General features: G+C 71.3%; 1 protein-coding gene. It reads right to left on the reverse strand.

The annotated features are described in order from the left end of the window. Positions 1-248 (reverse strand): hypothetical protein (locus ACEU5R_RS32040; protein WP_392413956.1); only part of this gene is annotated, 248 nt, incomplete at its 3' end. Positions 249-265 lie beyond the last annotated feature (17 nt).

Consider the following 265-nt stretch of genomic DNA (forward strand, 5'->3'; position numbering starts at 1 on the left):
GCCGCGAGCAGGGCCTTGTACTGCGTGTCGTTGTCGCTGTACTTCTCCAGGAAGCGCTGGCCGGTGGTGGCCAGGATCTGGTCGGACACGGCCTTCTGTTCATAGAAGCCGTCGCCCAGGCGCTTGGGCTGGCCCGAGGGCGTGAGGAACTTCGCGCCCGGCGGAATCAGCGCATCCCAGCTGCCCAGGCGCGAGCCGGCCAGCGTGCCGCCGGCGCCGACCGAGTTGCCCGTTGGGGCTCCCGGCATGCCGCCGGACGGGCGCA

Source organism: Achromobacter sp. 413638 (assembly GCF_043119405.1).
Lineage (GTDB): Bacteria > Pseudomonadota > Gammaproteobacteria > Burkholderiales > Burkholderiaceae_B > Achromobacter.